Origin of the sequence: Streptomyces sp. SID1328 (genome assembly GCF_009865595.1) — a bacterium.
Taxonomy (GTDB): Bacteria; Actinomycetota; Actinomycetes; order Streptomycetales; family Streptomycetaceae; genus Streptomyces; species Streptomyces griseoluteus.
The window spans coordinates 1-4,671 of the sequence record NZ_WWKH01000711.1 but is presented as its reverse complement, the minus strand read 5'-3'; the positions used below and the strand labels follow the sequence as shown (position 1 = coordinate 4,671).

Below are 4,671 nucleotides of genomic sequence, written 5' to 3'. Positions count from 1 at the left end.
GGGTGGCGCGGCGGACGTCGCTGACGACGGGTACGGGCGCGTCGGGCGCGAGCCGTTCGACGCGGCCGAACAGGTCGTGGTCGAGGAGGGCGTCCCCCACGACGAGGAGCGGGGCCGGGGTGGTCATGGGCGTTCCTTCCCGGTCACCGCCCAGTGCTGCCGGGCCGGTGACCGCCGGGGGCGCGCCGTGTGGCGTTCGATCGCGCTGTCGAAGGACTCGCAGAGCATGTGCACGGCGACCAGGTGCAGTTCCTGCACGGTGGCGGTGCTGTCCGCCCGGACGCACAGGGCGTCGTCGGCGGCGGCCTGGAGGGGGTTGGGGGCGGGGCCGGTCAGGGCCCAGACGGTCATGCCGAGGCGGTGCGCCTCGGTGGCGGCGACGAGCAGGTTGGCGCTGGCGCCGCTGGTGGACAGCAGCATCAGCAGGTCGCCGCTGCGGCCGTGGGCGCCGACCTGGCGGGCGAAGATCTCCTGCACGCCGTAGTCGTTGGCGATGGCGGTGGTGGCGGAGGTGTCGGCGTGCAGGGCGAGCGCGGAGAACGGCGGCCGGTCGGCGCGGTAGCGGCCCACCAGTTCGGCCGTCAGGTGCTGGGCCTGGGCGGCGCTGCCGCCGTTGCCCGCGACCAGGAGCCGGGAGCCGTCGGCGAGATGGGCGGCGAGGGTGCCGCCCCACCGGTGGACGCGGGCGGCGTCCTCGCGGAAGACGGTGAGCGCCGTCATCAGGTCGTCGCAGTGCGTGGTGTCGGTGGCGGTGTTCATCGGACGACTCCGGAGAGCGAGGGGACGGACGACACCGCGCCGTAGACGCGGCTGACCCCGTCGGCGACGCGGTCCCAGGTGTAGCGCTCCAGCACCCGCCGCCGCCCCTCGGCGCCGTAACGGGCCAGCCGGGCGGGGTCGGCGAGGAGTTCGCGGACGACGGCGCCGATCGCGGCCTCGTCGCCGTCGCCGGGCGGGACCAGGACGCCGGTGCGGCCGTCGACGACGGTGTCGAGCTGGCCGCCGACCGCGGTGGCGACCAGCGGGGTCCCGCAGGCCATGGCCTCGACGGGGACGATGCCGAACGGCTCGTAGCGGGGCAGGGAGAGGACCAGGTCGGCGTCGGACATCAGCGCGGGCATGTCCTCGCGGCCGACCCCGCCGAGCAGGGTAACCCGGTCGGCGACGCCGTACTCCCCGGCGAGGGCCAGCAGCCGTTCCGCCTCGGGCTCGGCGAAGAGCAGGGCCGGTTCCGGGCCGCCCGCGACGAGCAGTTCGGCGTCGGGGATGTGGGCCAGGGCGCGGATCGTACGGTCGAAGCCCTTGCGCGGGACCAGCCGGCCGACGGTGAGCAGGCGGTGCCTCCCGGAGCGTGCGGGCCGGGGGCGCGGGGCGAACTGCCCGGGGTCGACGCCACAGGGCACGACGTGCATGCGCGCACGGGGCAGCCCCATGGCCTGGAGTTCCGCCACCTCGTCGGCGCAGGTGGCGATGATCGCGTCGCAGGCCCGGCCGACGGCCGTCTCGGTGGCGATGCGGTCGGCGGGGCTGGTGTCGGCGGCTCCCTGGTGCCGCCGCTTCACGGTGCCCAGGGCGTGGTAGGTCTGCACCACCGGTACACCGAGGTCACGGGCTCCGGCGAGGGCGGCGGTGCCGGACATCCAGAAGTGGGCGTGCACCACGTCGGGGCGCCGCTCGGCCCACTCCCCGCCCAGCCAGGCGCCGAACTCAGGCATGTAGGGCGGGAGTTCGTCCTTGGGCACGGGTGCGGCCGGCCCGGCTGGGACGTGGACGACTTCGACGCCGTCGGCCGTGCGCACCCGGTCCGGCAGCCGGGGCGAGTCGCGGCGGGTATACACGGTGACGTGGTGGCCCCGGCGGGCCAGCACTCCGGCGAGCTGGGCGACGTAGACGTTCTGGCCGCCCGCGTCGGGGCCGCCGAGCGCGGCCAGGGGGCTGGCGTGTTCGGAGACCATGGCGACGCGGGCCGGGGTGTGGTGCTGAGTCATCGGGTGACCTCCTTGATCAGGCGTTCCCAGTCGTCCAGGAACCGCCGCTCTCCGTAGCGGGCCAGCGCGGCCGCCCGGGCCGCCTCGCCGGTCCGCCGCGCCTGGCCGGCGTCGGCGAGGAAGGCGCGCACGGCGGAGCCGAGCACCTCCAGGCGGTTGGAGACGACCCCGGCGCCCTCGGGCACCGCCTCGCGCACCTCGGTGGTGTCGAGCGCGACCACCGGCATGCCGAGGAACATGGCCTCCAGCAGGGACAGCCCCAGCGAGGTCCAGCGGATCGGGTGCACGTACAGCCGGCACCGGGCCATCGCGGCGTGCAGGTCGTCCTGGGCGAGGTCCCGGCTCCGGCACCGTTCGGGCGGCAGGCCGAGGTGCCCGGCGAGCCCCTCGGTGCGCATGCCGAAGACGTCCAGCGGCGCCCAGGACGCGAACCGGGGCAGCAGGTCCGTGCCGGTGGTGCGGCCCCTGCGCACGGGCTCGTTGACGACGACCGCGGCGCGCGGCTCCTCCCCCGTCCAGCGGTGGCCGGGGTCGATGATGCCGTGCTCGATCACCGTGGTCGGTGCCCGGCCGTTGTCCCACATCAGGTGGTTGAAGTGGGTGACGTGCACAAGGGGTATGTCGGACCGGCCGGCCAGTGGATGCCGGGTGTCCACCGCCGTCTCGTGGGGGCTGTTGTGCTCGACGTACACGGCGGGTACGTCGATGCCGGGGCGGCGGCCGGTCCAGCGGTGGGCCAGTTCGAGTTCGTGCGGTCGCTGAAGCACCATCAGGTCGATGTCGGCGTCCCGCAGTTGCTCCGGAGTGCGTTCGAGCACGGTGTCGGGCCACTGCCAGGTGCGGGCGCGGCCGAGTCCGTCGGGGCCGCGGTCCTCGGTGACCGGGACGAGGAAGGTGGCCCGGCCCTGCACGAACGCCGTCAGCCATGAGCCGTGCACATGCCATACCAGGATGTTCATGGTTCTCCCTCCTCACATCGCGGGCTGGAGCAGCTTCTGGACGGCACTGAGCACGTCGTGCGCCGTCACCTCGTCAAGGCAGGGATGGCCGGGCACCGGGCACTGCCGGGCCCTGCTGTCCGCGCAGGGCGCGTCCTGGCGGCCGAGCAGCACGCTGGGCACCCCGTACGGGCCCCAGCGCTCGGCCGGGACCACCGGGGCGAACAGCGAGACGACCGGTGTCCCGACGGCGGCCGCCAGATGGGCCGGGCCGGTGTTGCCGCACACCACCGCGTCGGCCAGGCGCAGCACGCCGGACAGGGTGCGCGGGTCGGTGCGGCCGCCCAGGTCGACCGCGGTGCCGCGGCTCACCCGCCGGGTCAGCTCACTCTCGTCGAGCCCGCCCGTGACGACCACCCGGTGCCCGGCGTCGGTGAGCAGGGCGACGGCCTCGGCGCACCGGTCGGGGCTCCAGGCACGCGCCGGGGCGCTGGCGCCGGGGTGGACGACGACGTAGGGGCCGTTGCCGGTGAGGGCGGCGGTGTCGGGGGGCGGCAGCACGCGCAGCCGCCCGTCGTCGCCGGGGCGCGGGGTGAACCCCATGGCGAGGGCGGTGTCGAGCGCGGCCTCGGCCTCGTGCCGCCCCGGCAGCCGCCGGTGCCGTACGTCGAGCAGCCGGCCGGGGTGGTCGGTGCTGTCGGCGCCGGTCCGGGCGACTCCGGCCAGGCGGAGCAGCAGCGCGGTGGGCAGGGGGCTCTGGTGGAAGGAGGTGAGGATCAGCGCGTCGTCCGCCGCGACCGTCCGCAGGCGGCCCAACAGGTCTTCGATGTCGGCCACTTGGACGTCGGGCGGGTCGAAGCCCTCCCACGGCGCCTCCCACACCAGCACCTCGTCGACGCCGGGCAGCAGCCGGGCGGCCGGTGCCCCGCGCGGCCCGCAGAGCAGAGCGACGTGCTCGTGGTGCGCCGCGACCGCGCGCACGGCGGGACCGGCGAGCAGCACGTCACCGAAGCTGTCGAGCCGGACGACCAGGGCCGTCATCTCCGCTCACCCCCCTCCGGGGGCAGCAGCGACCGTACGGCCGTGAGCAGGTCGGCGGCAGCATCGGGTTCCGCCGCGACCTCCTCGGGCCGGGTGGCCGGGTTGGCGACGAGGATGGCGCGGGCCCCGGCGGCCCGGCCGGCCCGCACGTCGGCGGCGATGTCACCGATGACCACGCAGTCCCCCGGTGCCTGTCCGAGGGCCTCGGCGGCCCGGAGCACCAGGCCCGGCCGGGGCTTGCGGCAGTCGCAGCCCGCGTCGGGGGTGTGCGGGCAGTAGACCCACACGCCGAGGCCGCCGAGCAGTTCGTCGGCGCGGGCGTTCACGCGGCGCACGGCGGCGTCGGAGATCAGGCCCCGGCCGACGCCCGACTGGTTGCTCACCACACCGGTGGCGATCCCGGCGGCGCGCAGCAGTGCCACGGCCCGCCGGGCGCCGGGCAGCAGCCGGACCCGGCCGGGGTCGCCGTTGTAGGGGACGTCGGCGACCAGGGTGCCGTCGCGGTCGAAGAGGACGGCGGCGGGGATGTCCCGGCGGTTCATGGCACCCTCCTCAGCGGTGCGGCGTTGCGGTGCCGTATCCGGCCGGTCAGCCGGTGGCCGACGGCGAGCGGGGGGATGACGACACTGGTCGCGGCCATGGTCGCGGTCTCGCGCGGGGTGCGCGGGCCGGGCAGGATGCGGGCGAGGGCGAACTCGGCCGTG

General features: G+C 75.9%; 5 protein-coding genes and 1 pseudogene. All 6 read right to left on the bottom strand.

Going from position 1 to position 4,671, the window contains the following annotated elements:
• Positions 1-123: 123 nt before the first annotated feature.
• Positions 124-759 (bottom strand): SIS domain-containing protein, encoded by a 636-nt coding sequence (locus GT030_RS22925; RefSeq protein ID WP_161202704.1) that lies wholly within the window; start codon positions 757-759, stop codon positions 124-126.
• Entirely contained in the window at positions 756-1,988 is a 1,233-nt protein-coding gene (locus GT030_RS22920; protein WP_161202703.1) for a glycosyltransferase, read from the bottom strand. The genes GT030_RS22925 and GT030_RS22920 overlap by 4 nt, the downstream gene beginning before the upstream one ends.
• Positions 1,985-2,947: a glycosyltransferase gene (locus tag GT030_RS22915; RefSeq protein ID WP_161202702.1), complete on the bottom strand. Its 963-nt coding sequence runs from the start codon at positions 2,945-2,947 to the stop codon at positions 1,985-1,987. The genes GT030_RS22920 and GT030_RS22915 overlap by 4 nt, the downstream gene beginning before the upstream one ends.
• Before the next feature lie 12 nt (positions 2,948-2,959).
• Positions 2,960-3,967: a glycosyltransferase family 9 protein gene (locus GT030_RS22910; RefSeq protein WP_161202701.1), complete on the bottom strand. Its 1,008-nt coding sequence runs from the start codon at positions 3,965-3,967 to the stop codon at positions 2,960-2,962.
• Positions 3,964-4,509, bottom strand: a complete 546-nt coding sequence (locus tag GT030_RS22905) for an HAD family hydrolase (RefSeq protein WP_161202700.1) — start codon at positions 4,507-4,509, stop codon at positions 3,964-3,966. Before GT030_RS22905 ends, GT030_RS22910 begins: the two co-directional genes overlap by 4 nt.
• Positions 4,506-4,671 (bottom strand): annotated as a pseudogene (locus GT030_RS22900) (transferase); the annotation flags it as partial. The gene GT030_RS22905 and the pseudogene GT030_RS22900, both read right to left, overlap by 4 nt.